The 24,912-nt window shown below is 38.9% G+C and carries 21 protein-coding genes and 2 tRNA genes; 8 read left to right on the top strand and 15 right to left on the bottom strand.

The features are described from left to right. Positions 1–30 precede the first annotated feature (30 nt). Positions 31–897 carry a hypothetical protein gene (locus ACOMC3_RS05005; RefSeq protein ID WP_420318433.1) on the bottom strand — a complete coding sequence of 289 codons (867 nt, stop codon included), beginning with the start codon at positions 895–897 and terminating at the stop codon, positions 31–33. A 65-nt stretch (positions 898–962) separates the two neighbouring features. Then, positions 963–2,114, bottom strand: a complete 1,152-nt coding sequence (locus tag ACOMC3_RS05000; RefSeq protein WP_420318432.1) for a DUF819 domain-containing protein — start codon at positions 2,112–2,114, stop codon at positions 963–965. A gap of 77 nt (positions 2,115–2,191) precedes the next feature. Between ACOMC3_RS05000 and ACOMC3_RS04995 the strand changes: the two genes are divergently transcribed. Then, positions 2,192–2,635 carry a GNAT family N-acetyltransferase gene (locus ACOMC3_RS04995; RefSeq protein WP_420318431.1) on the top strand — a complete coding sequence of 148 codons (444 nt, stop codon included), beginning with the start codon at positions 2,192–2,194 and terminating at the stop codon, positions 2,633–2,635. On the opposite strand, the gene murB is transcribed toward ACOMC3_RS04995, so the two are convergent. Continuing rightward, positions 2,636–3,652 (bottom strand): UDP-N-acetylmuramate dehydrogenase, encoded by a 1,017-nt coding sequence (murB, locus tag ACOMC3_RS04990; protein ID WP_420318430.1) that lies wholly within the window; start codon positions 3,650–3,652, stop codon positions 2,636–2,638. It lies immediately after the preceding gene. A gap of 12 nt (positions 3,653–3,664) precedes the next feature. After that, positions 3,665–5,362 carry an amidohydrolase gene (locus tag ACOMC3_RS04985; protein ID WP_420318429.1) on the bottom strand — a complete coding sequence of 566 codons (1,698 nt, stop codon included), beginning with the start codon at positions 5,360–5,362 and terminating at the stop codon, positions 3,665–3,667. Between the two features lie 191 nt (positions 5,363–5,553). On the opposite strand from ACOMC3_RS04985, the gene rpsA reads away from it, so the two are divergent. Both rpsA and ACOMC3_RS04975 read left to right on the top strand, forming a co-directional pair. Next, positions 5,554–7,740, top strand: a complete 2,187-nt coding sequence (gene rpsA / locus ACOMC3_RS04980) for a 30S ribosomal protein S1 (protein WP_420318428.1) — start codon at positions 5,554–5,556, stop codon at positions 7,738–7,740. 169 nt (positions 7,741–7,909) lie between these two features. Continuing rightward, positions 7,910–7,980, top strand: a tRNA-Cys gene (locus ACOMC3_RS04975). Between the two features lie 279 nt (positions 7,981–8,259). On the opposite strand, the gene ACOMC3_RS04970 is transcribed toward ACOMC3_RS04975, so the two are convergent. Together ACOMC3_RS04970 and ACOMC3_RS04965 are read right to left on the bottom strand one after the other, a co-directional pair. Beyond that, positions 8,260–8,505 carry a hypothetical protein gene (locus ACOMC3_RS04970; protein ID WP_420318427.1) on the bottom strand — a complete coding sequence of 82 codons (246 nt, stop codon included), beginning with the start codon at positions 8,503–8,505 and terminating at the stop codon, positions 8,260–8,262. Between the two features lie 76 nt (positions 8,506–8,581). Further along, the gene (locus ACOMC3_RS04965) at positions 8,582–11,434 is read right to left on the bottom strand and encodes a M16 family metallopeptidase (protein ID WP_420318426.1); all 2,853 of its coding nucleotides are present in this window, start codon (positions 11,432–11,434) and stop codon (positions 8,582–8,584) included. 168 nt (positions 11,435–11,602) lie between these two features. Here ACOMC3_RS04965 and gap point away from each other — a divergent pair, with 168 nt between their 5' ends. After that, complete coding sequence (gene gap, locus ACOMC3_RS04960) at positions 11,603–12,592, top strand: type I glyceraldehyde-3-phosphate dehydrogenase (protein ID WP_420318425.1); 990 nt, start codon at positions 11,603–11,605, stop codon at positions 12,590–12,592. 47 nt (positions 12,593–12,639) lie between these two features. On the opposite strand, the gene ACOMC3_RS04955 is transcribed toward gap, so the two are convergent. Genes ACOMC3_RS04955 through ACOMC3_RS04940 form a run of 4 tightly spaced genes read right to left on the bottom strand, consistent with a single transcriptional unit; the run spans position 12,640 to position 15,292 of the window. Then, on the bottom strand, positions 12,640–13,032 hold the full coding sequence (locus ACOMC3_RS04955) for a hypothetical protein (RefSeq protein ID WP_420318424.1): 393 nt from the start codon (positions 13,030–13,032) through the stop codon (positions 12,640–12,642). Between the two features lies 1 nt (position 13,033). Next, positions 13,034–13,744, bottom strand: coding sequence for a YebC/PmpR family DNA-binding transcriptional regulator (locus ACOMC3_RS04950; RefSeq protein ID WP_420318423.1), 711 nt, complete (start codon positions 13,742–13,744; stop codon positions 13,034–13,036). Between the two features lie 57 nt (positions 13,745–13,801). Then, complete coding sequence (locus ACOMC3_RS04945) at positions 13,802–14,617, bottom strand: DMT family transporter (protein ID WP_420319305.1); 816 nt, start codon at positions 14,615–14,617, stop codon at positions 13,802–13,804. A 27-nt stretch (positions 14,618–14,644) separates the two neighbouring features. Next, positions 14,645–15,292, bottom strand: a complete 648-nt coding sequence (locus tag ACOMC3_RS04940) for an ABC transporter ATP-binding protein (protein ID WP_420318422.1) — start codon at positions 15,290–15,292, stop codon at positions 14,645–14,647. A gap of 197 nt (positions 15,293–15,489) precedes the next feature. On the opposite strand from ACOMC3_RS04940, the gene sucC reads away from it, so the two are divergent. Together sucC and ACOMC3_RS04930 are read left to right on the top strand one after the other, a co-directional pair. Beyond that, the gene (gene sucC / locus ACOMC3_RS04935; RefSeq protein WP_420318421.1) at positions 15,490–16,701 is read left to right on the top strand and encodes an ADP-forming succinate--CoA ligase subunit beta; all 1,212 of its coding nucleotides are present in this window, start codon (positions 15,490–15,492) and stop codon (positions 16,699–16,701) included. A 70-nt stretch (positions 16,702–16,771) separates the two neighbouring features. Next, the gene (locus ACOMC3_RS04930) at positions 16,772–17,197 is read left to right on the top strand and encodes a hypothetical protein (protein WP_420318420.1); all 426 of its coding nucleotides are present in this window, start codon (positions 16,772–16,774) and stop codon (positions 17,195–17,197) included. 692 nt (positions 17,198–17,889) lie between these two features. On the opposite strand, the gene ACOMC3_RS04925 is transcribed toward ACOMC3_RS04930, so the two are convergent. After that, positions 17,890–17,963, bottom strand: a tRNA-Arg gene (locus tag ACOMC3_RS04925). A 34-nt stretch (positions 17,964–17,997) separates the two neighbouring features. Beyond that, a complete protein-coding gene (locus tag ACOMC3_RS04920) occupies positions 17,998–18,369 on the bottom strand; it encodes a hypothetical protein (protein ID WP_420318419.1) in 372 nt (123 codons plus the stop codon). Between the two features lie 71 nt (positions 18,370–18,440). Here ACOMC3_RS04920 and ACOMC3_RS04915 point away from each other — a divergent pair, with 71 nt between their 5' ends. Further along, on the top strand, positions 18,441–18,599 hold the full coding sequence (locus ACOMC3_RS04915; RefSeq protein WP_420318418.1) for a hypothetical protein: 159 nt from the start codon (positions 18,441–18,443) through the stop codon (positions 18,597–18,599). Here ACOMC3_RS04915 and ACOMC3_RS04910 read toward each other — a convergent pair. Further along, the gene (locus ACOMC3_RS04910; RefSeq protein ID WP_420318417.1) at positions 18,596–19,432 is read right to left on the bottom strand and encodes an ion transporter; all 837 of its coding nucleotides are present in this window, start codon (positions 19,430–19,432) and stop codon (positions 18,596–18,598) included. The two genes, ACOMC3_RS04915 and ACOMC3_RS04910, sit on opposite strands and share 4 nt — an antisense overlap. Positions 19,433–19,550: 118 nt before the next feature. Here ACOMC3_RS04910 and ACOMC3_RS04905 point away from each other — a divergent pair, with 118 nt between their 5' ends. After that, positions 19,551–20,636 (top strand): fasciclin domain-containing protein, encoded by a 1,086-nt coding sequence (locus ACOMC3_RS04905; protein ID WP_420318416.1) that lies wholly within the window; start codon positions 19,551–19,553, stop codon positions 20,634–20,636. Between the two features lie 218 nt (positions 20,637–20,854). On the opposite strand, the gene ACOMC3_RS04900 is transcribed toward ACOMC3_RS04905, so the two are convergent. Next, complete coding sequence (locus ACOMC3_RS04900) at positions 20,855–21,823, bottom strand: carboxylesterase family protein (RefSeq protein ID WP_420318415.1); 969 nt, start codon at positions 21,821–21,823, stop codon at positions 20,855–20,857. Between the two features lie 81 nt (positions 21,824–21,904). Continuing rightward, positions 21,905–24,868 carry a TonB-dependent receptor gene (locus ACOMC3_RS04895; protein WP_420318414.1) on the bottom strand — a complete coding sequence of 988 codons (2,964 nt, stop codon included), beginning with the start codon at positions 24,866–24,868 and terminating at the stop codon, positions 21,905–21,907. Positions 24,869–24,912 lie beyond the last annotated feature (44 nt).

The raw sequence follows: 24,912 nt of genomic DNA, 5'->3' as shown, positions 1-24,912 counted from the left end.
GTAAGGTTTGGCTTTTTTTGATCATCATGTTCAATTCTGCTCAATCTCCTTATTCATTGCCCTAATTGCTTCATCCAAATCTTTAGATGAATCTACAATTACAGTAATTAATTGCTCCTTTTTCTCTTCGTCCATAGTCATAGCATCAGAAGCACTTATAATTTTTGATATAGAAGATCTCACCTCATGGGAATTCATAAAAGCAATTCGTTCAAGGCGGTTATTTTTTTCATTTAGATCATGAGTACGTTCATGTACACGTTCCTCTAACGATTCGTTTAGGTTTTGAAGTTCACTGTTCAATCGTTCAATCTCATCATTTTTATCCTTTGTTTTGGCGTAAGCATCACCTAGCAAATAGTAGAGAAGATAAAACCCAGCATAAATACATAGTAAAAAAAGTAATCCTGCACTAGTGAATTTGATGTAATTGGATATGATTACATAGTCATTGCCAATGACCTCCTGTCCATAATATCCATTCAATAAAATGGTGATGGTAGTAATTAGCAACCACCATTTTGAATTATTCATCCCCTTAGTAATCAATGCATGCATAGGTAAAAATGGCATCCAATAAACCAATATGTGAAATACCCCAGGATTTACGAAAAAGTGAATTTCAACAATAAGATAAAGCACCATGATGTGCGCTATCTCCAGATATTTAATAGATCGCTTTGCAAAAGAAATAATTAGCAAGATCAGATTTACCAGAAAACTAGGAATGAGCAATGACAGGCTGGTTGCGCTGAGATCAAAGAATAGTTCGATCAAAATGACAATCATCATCATCAAATTTGTTGCTACCAAAACTTGATGACCAATCAATCGAGATTGTGGGATTTGATAATCTTTAATAATTAGCTTTTTAAGCTTTTTTGAAGAGCTAGGCATATAAGGGTGATTATCGCTTTCAGGAATCGTAAATTAATAAGAAAAAGATTACGGACTTCATTTCTTTAGGCTCCCAAAAATGCTGCAACAAGAAAACCAAGGTATGTACCGAGTCCTGATCCTAATGAACCTGCAAGAATAGCTGGAAGAATGAGATCATTTCTTTTAACACTTTTAGCAAGCGCCAACGCTGTACTCGCTCCTCCAATATTTGCTTGTGATGCAATGGCGATAATGGACCAATCAAACTTGAATATTAGTCCACAGAGAACAAGAAAAGATCCATGTATCAACACAATCATTATTGTAAAGAAGAAAATATCAAATGCATGGGCTCCAACATCTACTAAAGCTCCAATTTCACAAAATGCGCCAACTACGGCTAAAAACAGATAGACTGAGAACATCCCAAGAAGTTTTGCCCCAGGCATAATTTGAATCCGTTTAAATTGAGCAAGAATTAAAGCAATAGTCGTTAAAATTAAAATGGAAGGAATACCAATGCCGTAATCAGAAAACATGCTTGCAAGCCAATCTGAAATGAGCAATGTACCAGCTCCCAACAGAAGCATTAAAGACAAACTCATCGGCCCAACCTCCTCAACCTCTCTTTCTAATTCGTGATCATGATTTTCTCCGCTTTGAGTGACAGAATGAGGTCGTAACTTTTGCATTACAATAGGTAAACTCAATGTGACAATCATCCATATTGCTGTAATTATATTATCAGCCACTACCACCCCAGTATAAACAGCTCCTTCACGAAACACTTCATAGTGTAAAGCAACCGCATTAAAGTTTGCACTGCCACCTGTATAAGTGCCTGTCATCATACCTGCAATTGCTGCAGCATTTATCCCAAATACCTGCTCATAATCGATAACATTCAGAGCTACAATCACACCTATCATTGTACCTAAACTTCCTAAAATGAAAGCCAGGAGCATTGGCAGACCAGCCTTTTTTAGTTCTTTCAATTGAACACCTAGTAATAAAAAGAAAATACTCGCAGGAGCTACATAACCAAAAATGTTTTCATAGACAGGACTGGAATCAGAAGCCGATGGAATCAGTCCAATATTAGCGACAATGGCTCCAAGAATAATTACCAATAAAGAGCTGCTGATATGCTTGAGAAATGTGTGTTTGCAAAGAAACTCACTCAGAAAAACTAAAAAGAAAAGTACAGCAATGATAAAAATAGGCTGTTCAGTCATGCCTCGAAAATAACGACATATTCTTTAGTAAATATTCAGTGCCTGCTAAGTTTCCTGAATTGAGGTAAAATTGTATCATGGTTCAATTTGAGGTTGTTCAACTTGAAAAATCTGCATTGAATGAAGTTTATTCTTTTCTAGAGGAAATATTTACCCGAGAACAAAATATTCCAAAAGAATTAATCCCACTTCCATTCGATGAGCAATATTGGTGGTGTGCAAAAAACAACAAACAAATCATTGGAACAGTAGCTGCCTGGAAAGATACCGATGATTGGCACTGGGGAAGGCTTGCGGTTGATCCCATTTTCAGAGGTCATGGATTCGGAAAGAAATTAGCAGTGAAATCATTCGAATTCCTATTTGAAAAAGACATTGATCGCATAGTTATTGACGCTCGAGATATAACTGTCAAACTATTATTATCGCTTGGAGCATCAATAAATGGAAAGACTGTTAAATTTTATGGGATTCCTATTACCCCAATGATCATATATAAAACTGATTTTAAGGCAGGCTAACTAGATGATATTTACTTCTCGCTCAAGCTCAATACCAAATTGCTGTTGAATTGACTTCTGAATTTGCTGAGACAGTTTGAAAATATCTTTACCTCTACCCTCTCCGAAATTCACCAGCACCAAGGCCTGCTTCTCATGAACACCAATATTTCCGTCTTTGTATCCTTTCCATCCTGCTTTTTCAATCAACCAGCCAGCAGGGACCTTTATATTTTCATTATCTAGTGGATAAGATTTTATGTCAGGAAATTCGGCTTCTAGTGCTTCAAAATGAAGCTTCTCTACGACAGGATTTTTAAAAAAACTACCTGCATTACCAATATCCATCGGGTCAGGTAATTTTGACTGCCTAATATTAATAACTGCCTGACTTACATTTTTAATGGTAAGCTCTTCAACGCCCATCTCTTCTAGCGTTGATTTGATAGCGCCGTATGAAATGTTGAATTCAGGTTTTTTTGAAAGCTTAAAAAATACTTTTGTGATTACATAATCATCTTTCAGTTCACCTTTAAATATGGAGAATCGATAGTCAAACTTGCAATCTTCCCTGAAAAAAGAAAGTGTTTTTCCAGTCTTTATTTCATATGCTTCAAGGGAGTGAAAAACATCTTTTAGCTCAACGCCATAGGCTCCAATGTTTTGCATTGGTGCAGCTCCGACTGTACCAGGAATTAAGGATAAATTCTCAACTCCACCATAATTATGTTCCACGCACCAAAGCACGAATTGATGCCAGTTTTCGCCCGCTCCCACAGAAACCAACACGTCTTCCTCTGTTTCATTCTGAACCTGAATACCTCTTATTTCATTCTTAGCCACAACACCTGTAAAACCTCTGGTAAAGAGTACATTAGAGCCACCACCAAGGATCATCTTCTTTTGAGCACGAAATCTACCGGTCTGATAAATTTCATCCAAATCTTCAATTGAATCAACTATTGCAAGAAATCCTGCATTTTCATTAAGCCCAAACGTATTATAAGGCCTTAAAGAAACATTCTTCTGTACAATCAAGCTATAAAAAGGTTATTCTGCTTCGTAAACAATTTCTCCCCCAATGATAGTCATCTTCACATTAGTAGAAAGAATCTCATCTTCCGGAATGGTCATCAAATCGTTATCAAAAACTGTTAGGTCAGCCCATTTACCAACTTCAATACTGCCCTTTCTATCTTCTCTAAATGCTGCAAAAGCTGCATCCAATGTATATGATCTTAAGGCCTGCTCTCGCGTCATTTTTTCAGATGGCTCAAACCCTCCTTCAGGATTTCCTTTGAGTGTTCTCCGACTGACAGATGCATAAAGACTTGCTAACGGGGTAATTGGTTCAACCGGAGCATCTGTGCCATTCACGATTCGTGCACCCGACTGCAATAAAGTCTGCCACATGTACGCACCCCACTCAATTCGTTGCTGTCCAAGTCTGTCTATGGCCCAAGGTCTATCAGATGCCATATGAATCGCTTGCATTGAAGGGATAACACCCATTTCTGCAAATCGAGGAATATCATTAGGGTGAAAATGCTGTGCATGTTCTATCCTAAATCTGGGTTCTTTTGGTGCTCCTTCCGGGTATAATTTGAAAGTTCTTTCATAAATATCTAATACCTCTTTATTGGCCCTGTCTCCAATGGCATGAACACAAACCTGAAATCCGGCCTTGTAGGCTTTTTTAGTTATCTCTTCAATTTCATCCATTGGCATCACATTATGCCCATGCACTCCTGGCGCATCAGAATACTCCTCAAGTAACCATGCACCTCTCGAACCAAGCGCCCCATCGGCATATAATTTCACAGAGCGAACGGTCAACTGATTATCATAAAGATCCTCTTCAATGCCCTTCAAGAAGTATTCATCAAGAAGCCCCTCGTCCCTTCCATTGAGCATTACATAAAGTCGTAATTTTAGATCACCACGTTCAGCAAATTCTTTATAAAGATTTATATGGTCCGGACCAGAACCTGCTTGATGAAACCCTGTAATTCCATATTTAAAACATTCCTCCAATGCTAACTGAAGAGCTTTTTCATCATTTTCTTTCGTGTTATTAGGAATTACTTTGGTAATCAATCCTTGTGCTGTTTCATTAAAAATGCCTGTCGGTGAACCTGAAACACTTTTGAAGATTTCACCACCAGAAGGCTGTGGAGTTTCATTGGAAATTAAAGCCATCTCCATCGCCTTGGAATTTGCCAAAGCGGCATGGCCACTTGCATGTTTTAAGTAGACAGGATGATTCGGGACAGCCTCACTCAAAAGATCATGCGTTGGAAATCCATTTGTTAACTCGGGTTGCTCTACCCATTTATCCTGGTGCCAACCACGTCCGATTATCCATTCTCCTTCTGGTGTACTACTGGCTCGCTCTTTTACCATTTCTACTACTTCATCATAAGATTTTGCCTTCATTAGATCAACATTCAAGAGGTTATAACCTACACCCATAATGTGAGCATGTCCTTCAACCAATCCGGGTGTCATGGTCTTTCCTTGTAAGTCTATGGTTTTGGTTTTAGCTCCTATAAAAGCCTCAGCACCTTCATTCGTACCCACATATAAAAAAGTGTCAGCCTTAATAGCTACCGCCTCAACCTGTGGATTATCGGCATCCATAGTATATATCGGACCATTTGTAATAACCGTATCAGCTGCTAATTGTGGCTCAGGCTTTTTGCAGGAAATGATAATTAATGCAAGAACTACCAGTTGAATGTATTTCATAAGATGTATAGGTTTAGAATAATGCTTAAAGTTAACCCTATGAATGGTTTTATGAATCAAATTCCCTAAATTTGCGCTCCGTTCCAAAATGGAAGGCTCCTGTAAAGTTTGCAGGAGTAATGTTTAACAAAAATGCTGGTTAGTGCTGACTCCAACTAACACAGTGTACCTAACGGGAGTCATTTTTTATTATGGCAAAGAAAGAAGAAACTGCAAAAGCTGAGGAGAAAGAAACCAAAGCAAAAGCAACTGCTGCAAAAAAGACAACTACAAAAAAAGCAGCAACCAAAAAGGCAGATGACAAAAAAGAAGAAGTAAAGGAAGAAAAGACTGCTTCTAAAACAACTGCGAAGAAAGAGACCAAAGCGAAAGCTGAGAAAAAAGAAGAGGCAAAAGCTGAGCCTGAAAAGGAAGAGAAGAAGGAAGTGAAAGAAGAAAAAGTAGAAGCTGAAGCTAAAACTGAAGAGCCAAAGGCTGAGAAGAAGGAAGAAAAGAAAGAAGAGCCTAAAGCTAAAAAAGAAACAAAGAAAGAAGTTCCTGCTCCAGTAATTGAAGAGCAAGATGATGATTTTGACTTTGATACTGAAGGAGGCTTTGAAGATGAGTATTCTGAGGAAGATCGTAAAGCAATGGAGAAGCTTTATGAAGATACTCTTACGGAAATCACTGAAAAAGAACTTATTTCTGGAACAATAGTAGGAATCACTGATCGAGAAGTAATCGTAAACATTGGCTTCAAATCTGATGGTTTGGTGTCTCTTTCAGAATTTAGAGATATCCCTGACCTTAAAGCAGGTGATGAAGTACAGGTATATATTGAAGAGCAAGAAAACGCTAATGGTCAGCTCGTTCTTTCAAGAAGAAAAGCAAAAATTGTTAAGGCATGGGAATCAATCCAGGGTGCCCTTGACAATGATGAAGTAATCGAAGGATTCGTTAAGCGAAGAACCAAAGGTGGTTTGATCGTGGACGTATACGGTGTAGAGGCTTTCCTTCCGGGATCACAGATCGATGTGAAGCCTATTAGAGACTTTGACGTTTTTGTTGGTAAGTCAATGGAAGTTAAAGTTGTGAAGATCAACTACACGAATGATAACGTTGTAGTATCTCATAAAGTCTTGATTGAGAAAGATCTAGAAGAGCAAAAAGCTGAAATTCTAAATAACCTTGAAAAAGGTCAGGTATTGGAAGGAGTTATCAAAAACATGACCAATTTCGGTGTATTCATCGATCTTGGAGGTGTAGATGGACTACTTCACATTACAGATATTTCATGGGGCCGAATCAATCACCCAGAAGAAGTATTATCTCTTGATGAGAAAGTAAACGTTGTTGTGTTGGATTTCGATGACAACAAGCAACGTATTTCTCTAGGTATGAAGCAGCTTACAGATCATCCTTGGGATTCACTTGATAAGGATATCGACGTAGGATCTAAAGTGAAAGGTAAAATTGTGAATGTTGCTGATTATGGTGCATTCCTTGAAATCATTCCTGGAGTTGAGGGTCTTATTCACGTTTCTGAAATGTCATGGTCTCAGCACTTGAGAAATCCTTCTGATTTCTTGAATGTAGGAGATGAGATTGAAGCTGTAGTTCTCACAATCGATAGAGACGAACGCAAAATGTCTTGTGGCATTAAGCAGCTTACTGAAGATCCATGGACCAAACAAGACGTGCTGACTAAGTACGCAGTTGGGACTGAGCATAAAGGAACAGTTCGTAACCTTACTAACTTCGGTCTATTCATTGAGCTTGAAGAAGGTATCGACGGTCTTGTTCATGTTTCAGATCTATCATGGACCAAGAAGATCAAGCACCCATCTGAATTTGTAAAGGTTGGTGAAGATCTAGAAGTAAAAGTGATGGAACTTGATGTTGAGAACAGAAGACTCGCACTAAGTCATAAGCACCTTGAAGAAAATCCTTGGGATACATTTGAAACGGTATTTACTAAAGGGTCTTTACACAAGTGTACAGTGACTAGCGTTACGGATAAGTCAGCGACTGTTGAGCTTCCTTACGGACTTGAAGGGCACGTATTACCTAAGCATCTCAAAAAAGAAGATGGCTCGCAAGCGGCTGAAGGCGAAACACTAGAATTCAAAGTACTTGAATTCTCTAAAGATGATAAGAGAATCGTTCTTTCTCATACTTCTGTTTGGGATAAGGATGCTGAGCAACCAAAAGCAGCATCTGCTAAGAAGACTACTGGCGGTGGCAAGAAAGGTAACACACTAGACAAGATCAACAAAGAGGTTGAAAAGTCTACACTTGGTGACCTGGATGCACTTTCAGCACTGAAAAACAAAATGGAAGATGCAGGTAAGTCTGCTCCTAAAAAGACTACCAAAGCTAAGAAAGAAGAGGAGAAATAATCATTGAAAATTTGAGCCATCCATTTAATATGGATGGCTCTTTTTCTCTACTTTTGCATCAAATTTTGGCGCTGTGGCCGAGTGGTCCGCCAGCTGGCGGAAGGTCTGCAAAACAAAGGTTTTGCTGTTGCAGCAATAAGTAAGAATTCATTTTTTTATTAAAAATATTGGCGCTGTGGCCGAGTGGCTAGGCAGAGGTCTGCAAAACCTTTTACAGCGGTTCGAATCCGCTCAGCGCCTCTTTACAAGCAACCTGAAAGGGTTGCTTTTTTTATATCTAAATAGCGGATGAGAACCGTAGGTTCGAGACCGAAGGTCCATGAAGGGATTTGCGCATGGATGTGCGTATGAATAATCCGCTCAGCGCCTCAAGAATACTCCGACAGCATCGTCGGGGTTTTTTTATATCAAAATGCGGATGAGAACCGTAGGTTCGAAAGCGACTAAAAGGAGCTTCATGAAGGGCTGTGCGACAAGGTAGTGGGTATGAGTAAACCGAAGGTCAAGTGATGTGCGCATTTACATAATCTTTGATTCAGTATACAAATCATATCCCGCTATAAAAACATCTCCAACATTTACTCGATCGGTATATTTTTCCAATTCTGACCTTTCAGATAAGTAAACAGGCCTGAAATCTTGATGTGTCTCATCCCATAGTATGACCATATAATGGTACCTGATCTTACTTGATCTGCCTTGAACAAGCCAATCCTCAAAATCATCTTCTTCAAGAGACCCTCCAATATTTAAATTCTCGAACATGTGCGATAATCAATTAAAAAATAAAACCCGCCAAGCTAAGCAAGACGGGTTTATAAGTTATTGTATGAAAGTGAATTTACATCACTCCTTCCTCATTGCCATAACGATCGACCAACACAGGGTCTCCAGCGCCATCAACTCTTAGTTTCTCGTACTGAGTAGCTTTATCACCTACTATCACAAATATATAGTTACTAAGGTCAAAGTATTCATTTGCAGTAGCCTGAATGCTTTCAATGCTTGCATTTGTTACAGCCTGCTGTTCTTGATTGATATAATCTTTAGGCAGATCATACGTGCTGATGTTTTGAAGAATGCTCAACAAGTTTCCTAGTGTTTCAAAGTTTCTTGCATTCTCCTTGATCATCGCCGTTTTTGTTTTTTCAAGATCCTCATCAGTATACGTAGATCCGTAATTTCCTATCACTTCCTTAAACGTATCTAAAGCATCTTTTGTAGTAGACGATTTTACGCTAGAGAATGCTCCAAATGTACTTGGTGTCATTACACCCCTTCCCGGGAATGAATAGGCTCCATAAGTAAATTGCTTTTCTTCTCTTAATATCTGAAATAACCTACCCGAAGAACCATCTCCTAAACGATCATTAGCTACCATGATCTCATTATAGGTAGGATCGTTTGATGGTACTGTTAAGCGTGACATTCGAATGACCGACTGCTTTGCGTTAGGAACATCCACAAAATATACTTCCGGCTCATTAGGTACCGGAGGTACTTCGTATGAAGGCATTGCAATTTCTTTCTGCGCCCACTCTGTTTGTAACCTACCCAAAGCTTTAAGCGCACGTTCTTGAGATACATTTCCAGCCACATGATAGTTCGTCACATTTGGAGCAAAGTAATTTTCATAGAACGCTTTTAGATCATCCATAGTGATGCTTTTCACATGATCTTGATATCCGATAGACGGATGTCCAAGGATGTGATCTTCACCATATAGTTTCTTATCCATCACCACAGCTGCTATTGCGTTCGGATTAGTTTCTCGTTGCTTAATGGATTGCTGCGTTTGGTTAACAATTCGTTCAAACTCTTTCTCGTCCCATCTTGGCTCCAGCAAAATCTCCTGAACCAATTCCATGGTTGCTTCAAAATTCCTGGAAAGACAATTACCTGACACCTGGATATATTCATCTGAAGTGAACATGTTTAGGTTAGCTCCAAGCTGACCGATGGCATCTTCCAATTCCTCAGGCGTCTTATTGGCTGTTCCTTCCATCATGATATCGGTCATAAGGTTTGCTACGCCCACCTTATTCATATCATCCAGGTAATGACCTCCCATGATTCTCATGGAAAAATTAACCAATGGAAGTTCATTTGCCTCTACACCATACACATCTATTCCATTTTCGGTTTGGCTTGTCCAGATAGTAGGAGGTGTTACCAGAGGCTTCTCTCCGAAATCAGGCTCTACGGAACGGTCAAATGAAGATCCTGTTTTTACGATGGTAAAATCCCCCTCCTCTTCAATTACTTCACTTTGACCATATTCATTAATAGCTTCTTCTTTGATATCGGCTGCTATCGCACCCTCCATCGCAAGATCAGTGGATCCCTTAGGGACGAAATTCGTAACAATATGATTTTTATTCAGAATGTATTTTCTGAATACCTGCATCACATCATCCTGTGTTACTGCTTTGATGTTTTCAATGTCCTTTTCAATAAATCCTGGATCGCCTGCAAACTCATTGTAGGAAGCAAGCTGAAATGCTTTACCCAAAACACTACTGATACCATTGTAGAAGTTCGTTTCTAGTCCCGCCTTGATTCTCTCCAGGTCTTTCACATCAAATCCTTCCTTGTCGAAATCAGCTAGTGTCTGATTAATAACTGCTCTTACTGAATCCAAATCCGTTCCGGCATTTGCTCTAACGCTAATAGTGAATGTACCTGCTATTTCACTTGAACTATTGTATGAATTGACATTAGGAGCAACTTTCGCTTCCTCTACAATTGCTTTATATAACGGAGCTCGCTTACCATCTGAAAGGATTTGACCTAAAGCATCAAGTGCCCACTGATCCGGATGGTATTGCTCTACCGTCGGATAGGTCATACGTAATTCAGGTAATTGAGCAAAATTATCTTCGTGATAAATCACTTTAGTCTCCTCTAGCATAACAGGTTGAGGATCCATTGGGGTATCAGTTCCTCTTGAAGGAATCTCGCCAAAGTATTTTTTAACTAATTCTTTTACTCCTGCTTTATCTATGTCCCCCGCTATTACTAACGTGGCATTGTTTGGACCGTACCATTCATCATAAAACTCTTTAACATCCTCTAATGTAGCATTCTGAAGATCTTCTAGTTCTCCAATTGTCAACCAGCTGTATGGGTGTCCTTCCGGATACAATGCCTTGGCAACTACCGCTCGAGTATGCCCATATGGTCTGTTATCGTAGTTCTGTCTTTTTTCATTCTGCACTACAGGCTTTTCACCTTCAAGACTAGCAAGAGAAACTGCGTTAATGAAATAACCCATTCGATCAGATTCCATCCAAAGTACTTTTTCTAGTGCATCCTTTGGAACTACCTCATAGTAAATGGTGCCATCTGTCCAGGTACCGCCATTGAAGGTTCCACCCCACTCATTGATATTTTTGAAAAATCCTCCATCAGGAACATTTTCAGATCGTTGGAATAACATATGTTCAAAGAAATGAGCAAAACCGGTTCTTCCGGGTTTTTCTCTGCTTGAACCTGCATGAATAATGATTGATACTGCTACTATTGGATCGGACTCATCCTGATGCAGCACAACATCCAGCCCGTTTTCGAGTGTATACTTTTCATAGTCAATGGACAACTTATCGCTGGATTGGCTGTCTCCTCCGGAAGTACAGGCCGTCAGCATCGTTATTACTGCAATAAATGCAACAAATAGATTCTTAATTTTTTTCATTTTAACGTTAGAGATTTTATTGTGCCGCAGTTTAAACAATCATATAGCATTATGAAAGGTTTTTGATATGAATGGTTATGAAAGTGCTGTAAACGACCATTAACAATAAAATTGATTTGCTCGAAAAGTAGACTTACTTTTGCACCTCAAAAATCAAAGCAAGATCACATGTCAACGAAAATTGGTATTAACGGATTTGGACGTATTGGAAGACTAAGTTTCCGGGCGCTCCTTGAAAAAAACAATGTAGATGTAGTTGCGATCAATGACCTTACAGATACGCATACTTTAGCTCACCTTTTAAAATATGATTCCAACCATGGAAGATTCCCTGGTACAGTGGAAGCTGATGATAAAAATATCATAGTGAATGGAAAAGCTATTCCAGTTTACGCTGAACGTGATCCTGAAAACTTACCTTGGTCAGATCTTGGAGTAGAAATAGTATTAGAATCCACAGGATTTTTCCTTGATGAGGCTGGAGCTGGTAAGCACTTAAAAGCTGGAGCTAAGAAAGTAGTTATCTCTGCACCTGCTAAAGGCGGCATACCGACGGTTGTTTTGGGTGTTAATGAGGATACATTGACTGGCGATGAAACCATCCTTTCAAATGCTTCATGTACTACAAACTGTCTTGCTCCTATGGCAAAGGTTTTGGATGATGCTTTCGGGTTAGAGAAAGGCTACATCACAACTGTACATGCTTACACATCAGATCAGAGTTTACAAGATGCTCCACACAAAGATCTAAGAAGAGCAAGAGCAGGTGCTGTATCGATAATACCTACATCTACAGGTGCAGCTAAAGCAGTTGGTCTGGTGCTACCTCACCTGAATGGTAAATTGGATGGGATTGCAATGAGAGTCCCTACCCCTACCGGATCATTAACCGATCTAACCTGTATTTTAAGCAGAGAGGTGACTAAAGAAGAAGTGAATGCTGCGATGAAAGCTGCTGCTGAAGGTCCAATGAAAGGAATTCTTGAATACACAGAAGATCCAATTGTTTCAATTGACATTGTTGGTAATCCGCACTCAAATATCTTCGACTCTAAGCTTACTTCATGCCAAGGCAACTTAGTGAAAGTTGTAGGCTGGTATGATAATGAGGCTGGTTACTCAAGTAGAGCAGCTGATTTGATTAGTAAGTTGGCTTAATAAGATATCTAGCAATAAAAAAAGGGACTCAAATTTGAGTCCCTTTTTTATTTTGTAACCTTAGTGTGTAATATCTTAAATCTTTCAGCCCACTCACTACCGATTCCAGTCCATTCCATGTTATCACCTTCAATGTTCAATTTCCACGCAGAATCATCATCAGCACCCGCATCGCTATCCAGCATCAATCTATTTTTGGAGAGGTCGTAATAATATTTCCCTGTGTTTTTTCCATAAGGAGTTCCTCCTGACTCAAATGTGTTATTCTCATAAAAAACAATGAAGCGATCATTTTCTGGATTATGGTCCGCAGTAACATCTTCGCTATTCTGAATAACTTCAACCATTACCCACTTTCCTATCAACGCCTCATTTTGAGAATAGGTAGTTTGCATAGAAATAATCAGGATAATCGCTGAAAAATAGTGTCTTTTACCCATATTAAGCAATGTTAGTGTAGACTGCCTGCACATCATCGTCATCTTCTATCTTATCAAGCATCTTCTCGATTTCATCTAATTGTTCTTCAGTGAATTCGACCGGATTATTTGAGATTCTTTTGAGATTGGCTTTCTTCACTTCAATTTCTAAATCTTCAAGAACCTTACTCATTTCACCAAATTGAGTATAATCAGCATAAGCGTAGAACATACCTTCATTTTCTTCCAACTCTTCTAAGCCACCATCTATAAGTGAGAGCTCTAGCTCTTCCCTATCCATACCCTCTGTCTTCTCAAATTCAAACACAGCCTTTCGGTCAAACATGAACTCTAATGATCCGGATGGTACGAAACTACCTCCAGCTTTATTAAAATAGGACTTTACATTTGCTACAGTTCGTGTTGTGTTGTCTGTTGCAGCTTCAACAAACACGAGCACTCCGTGGGGCCCTTTTCCTTCGTAGGTCACTTCGGATATTTCATCAATATCCTTTCCAGAAGCTCGTTTGATCGCATTTTCAATATTGTCCTTCGGCATATTTTCAGCCTTGGCATTTTGAATAGCAGTACGAAGCTTGGCATTCATTTCCGGGTCTTCTCCCCCCTCTTTCACTGCAACAGTTATTGCTTTTGCAAGCTTAGGAAACACCTTGCTCATCTTATCCCATCGCTTTTCCTTTGCTGCTCTACGGTATTCAAACGCTCGTCCCATGTTGGTAAATCTTTTTCTGTTTTAGGATTGCAAATTAAGCAGAAGGCCTACTTAAAATCAAGGATGTTTCTTCTTCCACATTACATTAAATATGACTCCAGTCAGGACTAAAGCCATGCCTCCATATGTGACTAAATTATACGTCTCATCAAAGATGATAAATCCGAATGCCAACGAATAAATTATTCCAATATATGTAAGAATGGATACCTTGTTTAGCTCTTCCTTCTGATACGCTTTGGTCATTAAAAATTGAGCAATCTGGGTTGTTATTCCAACCAATATTAGCACCAGCCAGTCATAGCCTATTGGCTGTACCCATACGAAAGAAGACCAAATAGCAGATACGGGCAACATAATCAGAGGAAAGTAGAAAATAATTACTAATGGATGTTCACTGGTTTTCAGTTTCCTAATAAAATTGTAAGCTAAGCCCATGAAAAGCGAAGCACTTACACCCATCACCAAATGAATGAAGGAAATACGAGGATCAAATCCCTGGATTACTAAAACGCCTGCAAAACTAATCGCAAAGAATAGCCATTGAACATTTCGGACTTTCTCTCCAACAATAAAAATCCCCAGCACAGCGGTAAAGATTGGAGCCAGGTATTGAAGTGTTGAGGCTGTTGCTAGAGGAATTTGTTGCAACAGACTAAAATATATCACAAGCGCAATTGCACCAGCTACACCTCTTCCAATCAAATATGGTTTATTGTTGCCCCATACGCTGACCTTTTGTTTACTTAAAAAGAAAACGCTAATAGCTAGAGAAATCACCGATCTGAAGAGAATGATTTCAATTGCCGGAATATGAGGAACAAGCTTGACGCAGACTTTCATCAAAGTGAAAGTGAATGAAGCAAAAAGCATATATCTAACTCCCTGACTCAATATCTATCAAGAAGTTATGATTCCGTCCTTAATTTCCAATTTTCGATCTGCCATTCCAGCTAGCTCCATATTATGAGTCACTATGACAAATGTTTGGCCCATTTTGTTTCTTAGGTCAAAAAAAAGTTTGTGCAATTCATCGGCACTTTGAGAGTCCAGGTTTCCGCTGGGTTCATCGGCAAACACAATGGAAGGGTCATTGATCAGAGCTCTGGCAACAGATACTCTTTGCTGCTCACCTCCGGATAATTCAGACGGCTTATGATGGACCCTGTCAGCTAAGCCAAGAATTTTTAATAGTTCTTTAGCTCTACTCTCAGCATCTTTATCTCCCTTAATAAAAGCGGGAATACAGGCATTTTCTAAAGCAGTAAATTCAGGGAAAAGATTATGAAATTGAAAAATGAAACCAATCTCCTCATTTCTTACTTTAGCCATTTTCTTTGGAGAAAGCGATGATACTTCAATATCATTAATGGTAACCTTTCCAGCATCCGGAATATCAAGCGTTCCCAAAATATGCAACAGCGTACTTTTCCCAGCTCCTGATGCTCCTACTATACTAACCACCTCCTCTTTAGCAATTGAAAGATTGATTCCTTTCAACACCTCAAGCCCACCGTAAGACTTTTGAATATTTTCTGCTTTTAGCATGGCCGCAAAGATATGTTTTACATCCAGATATAAGCTATCTGATCGGCCCCAAACTTGGTTATGCGTTCCCGATGATTTAGCTTCGCACAAAATTTATTTCCATGAAATGAGCATTAAAAATTCAGATTTCATTTTTTCCTCGAAACTGAAATTTTTAATGGGAATTCCATGTGGCCATTGAAAACATACAAGTACACATGAATATTCACGAATACCAAGCCAAAGAAATTCTAAAATCATACGGAGTAACCATTCAGGAAGGTGTAGTAGCAGATACGCCAGATAAAGCTGTAGAGGCTGCCAAAGAGTTGAACCGAGAGACAGGTACTGAATGGTACGTTATCAAGGCTCAGATACACGCTGGAGGAAGAGGTAAAGGGAAAGTCAACGAGACAGGATCTAATGGTGTGGTATTGGCAAAAAGTCTGGATGAAGTAGCTCCTAAAGCAAAAGATATTTTAGGAGGAACACTTGTCACCCATCAGACCGGAGCTGAAGGTAAGAAAGTTAACAAAGTATTGATTGCTCAGGATGTCTATTATCCGGGTGAGTCAGACCCAAAAGAATATTACCTTTCTATTCTACTTGATAGAGGTACTGGTAAAAATGTAATCATGGCATCTACTGAAGGTGGCATGGACATAGAAACGGTAGCTGAAGAAACTCCAGATAAAATAGTAAAAGAGTGGATTGATCCTGCTGTTGGATTACAAGGATTTCAAGCTAGAAAAGTAGCATTTGCACTTGGTCTCGAAGGGGATGCTTTCAAAGGCATGGTTAAGTTCATCTTCGCGCTTTATAAAGCTTATGAGGCTACAGATGCTTCTCAATTTGAGATTAATCCAGTACTTAAGACATCTGACAATAAAATTTTAGCTGTGGACGCTAAAGTAAACATTGATGACAATGCACTATATCGTCACAAAGACATTGCTGAACTTCGAGACCTTACTGAAGAAGATCCATTAGAGGTAGAGGCAGGAAAGTCAGGTCTTAACTACGTGAAACTTGATGGTAACGTAGGCTGTATGGTAAATGGTGCCGGTCTTGCCATGGCTACCATGGACATCATCAAACTTTCTGGAGGTGAACCTGCAAACTTCCTGGATGTAGGTGGAGGAGCGAATGCTCAGACCGTAGAAGCTGGATTCAGAATTATTCTTAAGGATCCGAATGTAAAAGCTATTTTGATCAATATTTTCGGTGGAATCGTTCGATGCGATCGAGTAGCGAATGGTGTGGTAGAAGCTTACAAGAATATTGGTGACATCAATGTGCCAATAATTGTAAGATTACAGGGAACGAATGCAGAAGAAGGTGCTAAAATTATAGAAGATTCTGGATTGAAAGTAACATCAGCAATTGTACTTAAAGACGCGGCTGAAAAAGTAAAAGAAGTCCTTTCATAGGATAAGTTGGCTATATAGGCCTTTAGGGGTCTTTCCATAAAAGCTTGCCATAGTTGTAAATCACTCAACTATGGCTTTTTTACGTCTCCTACTTTTATGCGTCCTTATAACTAGCTGTTACGATGATGGACCAAGACCAAAATCACCTGCAGAATTAATCTCAGGAGAAAATGAATTCGGAAGAACCTGGCAGGTTGAAAAAATTGAAATTGAATTCGGAACTGTATTGCCGCACGAATGTGTCACCGATAATTTCATTACCTACTTTCCTGATGGAACCTATGAGATAAATGAAGGGGCCACTAAATGTGAACCAGGAGATCCACCCGGATTAATCGGCACATGGTACATCACTCAAGGGAATGACCAACTTATTGTAAATGTTGGTGGTATGACGCAAGCCTGGGATATAGATGAAATAGGTGATGAGTCACATCGTCTAACCTCAACATTTAAAGAAGGATATCGAACATATACCTTCGTTTCATCGAGATAAAACCGTTTTTAGTAGAAATACTTAGGGGTAAACCATTAGATAATGGCCCTACTACTGACAATAAAATGCAATCAATTATGAACTATGTTAGATTTTTCTTATCCATTTTAACGGTGATTGTTTTACTTGTCCTGCTGAGCTAAGACCAAAAGAAACTTAAATAAAATCACCGCTAAAAAATAAAGCCCTGATGGTAGCCGTCAGGGCTTTTTTTAGTGCACTCGGAAGGATTACTCATACGCTCATCCATGCACTCAACCCCTCGTGAATTCCACTTCGCTCCATTTCGGAGCTACAGTTCTCATCCTTCCTTGTCAATCTGATTTAATTTTGAGATGTCGAATCGAAAAAGGCATCTACTTTGGTAGATGCCTTTTGTGCACTCGGAAGGATTACTCATACACACTTCCATACGCAAAACCCCTCGTGAATTCGCTTCGCTTCATTTCGAACCAAGGTTCTCATCCTTCCTGTTTCTACATTTTTTTTGAAAAATAGATATAAAAAAAACACCTACGTTAATAGGTGTTTGGTGTGCACTCGGAAGGATTACTCATACACACTTCCATACGCAAAACCCCTCGTGAATTCGCTTCGCTTCATTTCGAACCAAGGTTCTCATCCTTCCTGTTTCTACATTTTTTTTGAAAAATAGATATAAAAAAAACACCTACGTTAATAGGTGTTTGGTGTGCACTCGGAAGGATTCGAACCCTCAACCCCCAGAGCCGAAATCTGGTATTCTATCCAGTTGAACTACGAGTGCAAAATTTGGGATCGCAAATATAGAATTAACCTATTTAAAACGAAATCTTATCAACAGAACCTAAGCCAAGTGATTCCTTTTTTCCTTCATTATTGATTCCTTCTACTTTAGCAAGGTTTAATTGTACTTCTAGTTTGTCATTATTTGATCGTACTAAAATCACACGATAAGTAGTAACCCCTTTCTTCTTTTCAAGAGCCTCTTTGAATGAGATCCTCTTAATTTCTCTAATCTTTATACTTTCAACATTGCCCAGATAAGTGTAGTTAAGTAAGTCTGCGCTACTCTTCTTTTCATTTTGATAAATCTGAACATTGGAAAGTCTAATTTCATCTCCATTATTCTTAACGATAGTGATTGGAGATTGGAGTGTGAGTGATAGTATGGCGGTAAACAGTAAATTCATGATTAAGTGCAATTTTAAATATGTAAGATACAAAATTTAAAATCCTTTATACCTAATGACATGCTATATTTATGCCAAAAAAAGAGATGGAAGAGAAAGATACCAAATTTTCAGAGTGGGTTGATTCATTGACAGTCTCTGATGCATCAAATGTTTTTTTGATAATCATCTTTTCTATTGCTATCGTTTGGCTGGTGATCAGAACATTTAGAAATAAATCCTCTGCCTAAAGTTTAGCTGAACAATTCTTGCAAAAGATTGCATCCTTGTCATGGCCTTTTATTCCACAAGCAGCGCAAACTCTTCCTGCTGATTCTTCCTTTCTTTTATTCTTTTCAGCTGAGGCAATTTCGGATGTGACAATTCCGGTAGGGACTGCAATGATCGCATAACCCATGAGCATCAGCATGGACGCAAATGCCTGGCCTAATACCGTTTGTGGTGCAATATCGCCATACCCTACAGTTGTTATTGTCACGATAGCCCAGTAGATACTCCTTGGAATACTAGTAAAGCCACTCTCTCCCCCTTCGATCATATACATAAGCGTACCCATGATCATAGCCAGCGTAAAAACAGCACCAAGAAACACAAAGATCTTATATCGACTTGCTGCCAGCGCGTCGGACAAAACGGAAGCTTCCCTCAGATACCTACCCAACTTTAATATTCTAAAAATCCTGAGTAAGCGAATAGACCTGATGACTACAAGGTAGCTTCCTCCTGCTACGAAAAGGGTGATATAAGTAGGTAAGGTTGCAAGAAGATCAATAATACCAAAGAAGCTAAAAGCGTATTTCTTTGGTTTTGCCGTAATGAAAAGCCTTAATAAATATTCCACTGTAAACAAGACGGTGAAAAGCCATTCAGTCACAAAAAATACATCATCATATGCTTCTCTAATGCTACTAACGCTTTCCAGCATTACGCTAATCACGCTCAGAACAATCGCCCATAAGAGGACGATATCAAATAGTTTTCCGGAACGTGTGTCCGTTCCAAAAACGATGTGAAACAACTGATTTCTAAAGCGAGAGAAGTATTTGAAGTCAGGTTCGGACATAATTTTAATATTCTGTCAACGTTTTTGAGCTGAATTGTGTCTTGATACCAAACATTTCGCAACTTAACGGATTAATTAATTAATATTAAATTCGTACGTTAACTTAAAACCAAATACAATGAAAAAATCGATTTTGAAGTATTTTAAAGCCTTTACGCTTATTGGCGCAATGGTTTCTTTTATGGTCTTCACAAGCTGTAGTGATGACGATGGTGATGAGCCAGCACCTACCGAGAGCATCTGGCAGATTGTAGAAGGGAGAGATAATCTTTCATCATTAGAATCTGAACTCTTAGCAGTTGGCTTAGAAACTTCTTTGCAAGCAGATGGAGAATTAACATTATTTGCTCCAACCAATGCTGCATTATCTACACTACTTGGTACATTAGGCCTTGAAGATTTCAGTACTGTAAGTGATGACATTGCAACAGCAGTTCTTGCTTACCATGTTGCAAATCAAGCAATTGCTTCAAGCGATTTGGTTGAAGGTGCAACCTTCACTACACTGCAAGGTGAGACTTTTGAAGTTGGTGGTGGACCGTCCATTATTTCTGGAGCAACGAGTGATGCAACTTTCAGTATTACTGATATCCAGGCTACTAACGGAGTAGTGCACATCATTGATGTGGTAATGGTACCTCCAACCATTGGTGCAGCCATCGTTGCAACTTTAGGTACTGTAGCACAGCCAATTTTACTTGGTGCTGATTTTTCAATCCTTGCAGAAGGTATTGCTAAAGCAGATGCAGGAAAAGCAGCAGAGGCAACAATTGTTGGTGCTTTGAGTGCCGTTCAAGATTTAACGGTATTTGCACCTACTAATGCAACATTTGAAGCAGCTTCTATTACTGCAGCTACTTTAACAGCAGAGCAGTGGGATGCTTACATCAGAAATCACGTAGTTGTTGGACAGGGCGGTGGAACCGATGATAATATTAACACATTAGGCCCAGATGACCTTACGACAGGATCTACTTTCAATACGTTGGGTGGTGGATCTCTTTTATTCTTCAACAACACAGATGCAATTCCTGCTAGCAATGGTATCGGAGTTTACATTGATAGTAACGGAGATGTAGATCTTGCTGATCAAACAACATACACAAACTTCGATGCTGAAGTAGCTGTTGTTGACGCAGTATCTTCTTCAAACGGAAGAATCCATGTAATTGCTGGTATACTAGCTCCTGCTGCGACACAATAAATCTCGACATTAATAAAGTCGAAAGCCTGTTCATATGAACAGGCTTTTTTTATATTCTTGTCTCATATTAAAAAAGTTATGAGAGCATTTCAGCTAAAGACATAAGACAGCCAAGTACAAGTCACTAAGATTTTATGTCTACAATAAGTATACAATGTTATTATACAAAAAGTCCATAGAATGACTCTATAGTCTTTTTTTGATAATAAAGCAGTGGATTAAATTTCTCCTGTCAATATCTTATTAATGAACTCAGCTGATTGGTTAATTAACTCCTGACCCTGTTCATCACCCAAATAAGTCACATGATTATTGGGAGGATTGGTCTCCCCAGGAATCGACACAAATTCATAAGCCACATTGTTTTCAGTCAAAGCATCGACAATGGAGCAAGATCCATAAGCAAACAATGGAAAGGGCACCACATTGGTATCCTCATAGTTGCAAGGCACCACAGCGTCTAATTCATCATGCACCATAAATATGGGTGGATCATTATTATCAATCCAGGCATCACGAAATACAGAACCGGAATAACTAATAATACCTTGAACTTCAGAAGAAACATTGATATCATTCGTATTTCCTTCAAACCCACCATACTGTGCCTGAATCTCTTTTAGATAGTCAGGATAGCCCGCATCATTCTCATCTAAAAACCCAACGTTCATAGACATAACACCACCAGCAGATATCCCTCCTATTATGATCATATTGGGATCTATCCCGTAGGTATTTGCGTTCAATGCATCATTTCGTAAATACCTGATTGCCCCTCTCATATCAGAAAGTGTTAAGACCACTGCTTCCGCATATGCTACTGAATCTGCATTCAGAATAGCTGGATCATTAATCAATCGATACTGCATACTGGCTACCACATAACCTTTTTTTGCATAAGCTATACACATATCTTTTATCGCATTCTTAGTGCCGCTAATGAATGCACCCCCATGAGCAAGTAGTAATAATGGACGTTTTGTTTCATTATCACCTTTAGGCTCATAAACATCAAGGTATAGGTCATTGACTGGTCCAACAAGTGCCGCACCTTCTCCATATTTGATATCAAATGTGATATCGACATCTGCGAAAACATCTTGAACGTATCTCCCTAATAACGATCCGTCATCATCACTACATCCAAAAAATATCACCGTTAGGGATATTATTAAATACTTCTTCATATTTCGGCTATTAGTTAAAACAAATAACCGCCATCTCTCTATTGACATGGCGGTTATTTGAAGGTTAATTTAATTCTATTCTTAATTCATTAACTCATCAAAAGTTAATGAGATGTAATACATTGTTCCAATATTTGGCCCACCCAAACTTTGATTGTAAGGATCACCTGCAATATTAGATCCTCCCAACTTCACTACTGATTTAAGTTCTTCTAGCTTATATGATACCTGAGCATCAAGCGTACTGAAGGATGGAACATTTCCAATAGCGAATGAAGATTCCCATCTGAAAGAATCTTGCCATCTATATGTAATATTGAAGCCAAACTTATCGGTCACTTTTCTATTTCCAAATTTGATATTGTACTTATGCTCTGGAGTATTGAATTCTGTTAAATTATTATCTGAGAAACCTCCTTCTAGTCTATTCCAGTTATAGTTAGCACCAATGTTGTATCCTCTAGGGAGATTATAAGTTAGACCAATAGCTGCACCTTGAGAAGTAACCTCATCATCTAAATTGGAGTAAATCTGAGCAGTATTACCTGTAAACGATCCATCGCTATTCAACGTGAGAGCAGAACCGTTTAAGATGGTTAAATAATTAGGATCACCTGGTGATTGACCTTGATTTGGATCAGCTGTTTCAGATGTAAGCTCTTCTGCTACAACAATTCGAATTTGAGTGATGAAATTTGTATATGTGTTGTGATAATAAACAGCATCCACAAGTAGTTTATTTGCAACTAAACTTTTATAACCAAACTCTATAGATCGCACTTCTTCAGGGATTACTGGCTTAATGTCATTTTCTGTAAAAGGAACTAGCTGACCAATGTCACCTGCATCCAATCCATCAGCAAATATTCCATTTCTAAAATTAACCACTGAACCACCAGTGTACGCTAATGGGATACCGGTGCTACTGGTTCTAGCCAAATCATATGTATCATAATTTTCTTGCAATCCACCAAGTAGTCTCGTACTGATTGTATTCAAATCAATGAATTGACCTTGAGTGGTTGGATTTCTAAAGCCCGTTTGGAATGACCCCCTAAAATTATGGTCGCCAGCAACAGTATAAACAGCTGAAATACGAGGATTCACCTGACCGTCAAAATTTTCGTTTTTATCGAATCGAACAGATCCGGAAAGCTTCAAATTATCGGTAACCCTTTTCCCAACCTGTGCATAAGCTCCAAATTCATTGATTTGGATTCCTCCATCCTGATCTGGAAAGATGGTTCCATCAGAACGAAGGTCAAAGATCCGATAGCTACCTCCCACCTGAAATTCCATGAAATCAATTTGATTCTTAAAATCATATTGAGCATCAGTTTGATACATCTTTGTAGCATCACTGAATTTTGGACCAAATGGGATCGTACCATCAAGTTCCTCATTTTTTATTCGTTCAAACTCAGCAGCTTGCTCAACAGGATCTAAAGGAAAATATTGATTATCGTTTAATCCCCTAGCATAATTATGAGCGGCTTGATCAATCAATAAAGCAGCATTCGGATCAGATTGTCTTAGTGCTGCTATTTCTCCCGGTTGATATCCTTGATTATTAAAATATTCCAGGTAGTTCACACCGTAAGTTGCAAGCCAGGTAGAAACTCCACCTCCACTCCTGTTGTCATTCATTTTTAATGCCAAAAACTCTGTGATATATGAATCACCTGAATTTTCAATTGTCGCATAAGACCTCACAAAGAAATTATCTGCTCTTAATTGCAATCTATGCTGCTGTATGCTGAAATTGGAGAGTGAATAACGTTGTGCGCCAGTATAAATACTCGTACCGAACCCACCGTTATATAAATAACTCAATTCTAAATCATCATTGATTCTATAATAGAGTCCTGTATTTAATTTTAAGTTCTCAGCACCATAATCTGCTAAGGCCTTTTCTTCCCATGGTGAAACCGAAACAACATGATTTGGTAAATCTCCGTTCTGCGCGTAAGTATCGGCACTCAAACCAGGCCCAAAGTTTCTTGATCGTGCCAAAGCTGCAAAATTGGAACTAAATGGAAAGATCGCTAGGTTGATAGCTGCTTCATCCCCATGAAAATGAAGACGATCAGAACCCGGATTTACACCTCCTATACTTGCAAAAGGATTATTGGCAGCATTTCTATCGAAATCTGATGTTCCGTGCCAATCATCGGCTGAAGAGTATGTCGCATTAACCTTAAAAGCAAATTTGTTCTCAAAAGCTTTAGCATATCTTAGTGAGAGTGTGTTCATCAGCGCAGGATCCTGATCTGCATCGCTACCTACATGGTTAACACCTGTCTTCACAAAAGCACTCAATCCTTGATATTCAAATGGGTTTTTACTGTTGATTAGTAAAATTCCATTAAAAGCATTGGGACCATATAACGCAGAGCTTGCACCTGGTATAAGCTCTACACTTTCAACATCTAATTCTGAAGGTCCATTCAGGTTACCGATTGGAAAATTGAGCGCTGGTGCCTGCGTATCCATACCATCGATTAATTGAACGAATCGGGTATTACCCGTTGATCCAAATCCCCTGGCATTGATGATTTGAAAATTTATACTACTTGAGGCCACATCTACCCCTTTGAGATTAGCAATACCCTCATAATAACTAGCAGCTGAAGTATTTTGTACTGCCAGAATATCCATTTTCTCAATACTAACAGGCGATTGAAGAATGCTTTCCTCAACCCTGGAAGCCGAAACCACCACCTCTTGGCCCAAAAGTGTAGATTCTGCTAATTGGATATTGAGTGATTGACCGGAAGCAGTTACTTCGATTTCCTGGCGCTCATACCCAACATATGTGATTATTAATGTAATGGGAGGGCTGGATTGAACGGACAAGTTAAAGTCTCCATTCACATCGGAGATGGTACCAAGTACTGTTCCTTTTACAAGAATCTGAGTTCCTATTAAAGGTTCTCCAGTTTCAGCATCAATGACTTTTCCTGAAACTGTAGTTTGTGCGAATGAATAACCCATCATTAAGGTCATAAAAGCACTTAAAATAATTTTAGTAATCTTTCGGTTCATAAGGGATGATGTTTATCTCAAATAAAATTCGGCTTTTAATTAGA

Origin of the sequence: Ekhidna sp. (genome assembly GCF_965212185.1) — a bacterium.
Lineage (GTDB): Bacteria > Bacteroidota > Bacteroidia > Cytophagales > Cyclobacteriaceae > Ekhidna.
Note: the sequence above shows the minus strand (reverse complement) of the source record. Positions and strands in the feature narration are given on the sequence as shown.